The following is a 272-nucleotide window of genomic DNA, read 5'->3' as shown; positions in this document are numbered from 1 at the left end:
CCATTCTACGCTCATATTCTTGGTTTTGTTCACGCAATCGCTGATGCTGCTCTTCGCTCATGAGCATGGGCTGGCTGGCTGGCTCGTCAGATCGTGTAAACACAGGAACGCGCTGAGAATCTGGCTGGCTTGCGCTTTGCGCGCTGGTACTACTGCTTGATGTTTGCGGTTGAGCGCTACTGGGCGAGTCGCTGGTGCTACTTTCCATTTGCATGGCACTTGCTGCTGCACGGTTGGCCAGTATCTGTCCTTGCATCTCAGCGAGTTGCTCA

Annotated in this window: 1 protein-coding gene; it reads right to left on the bottom strand. The window is 54.4% G+C overall.

Features of this window, described 5'->3' with window-relative positions; all coding sequences use genetic code 11:
• The coding region (locus SB752_RS32475) for a hypothetical protein (RefSeq protein WP_410719509.1) at window positions 1-272 on the bottom strand (272 nt) is incomplete at both ends.

It is taken from the genome of Brevibacillus sp. SIMBA_040, assembly GCF_046535075.1.
Taxonomy (GTDB): domain Bacteria; phylum Bacillota; class Bacilli; order Brevibacillales; family Brevibacillaceae; genus Brevibacillus.
This window is presented reverse-complemented; position numbering and strand designations above follow the sequence as displayed.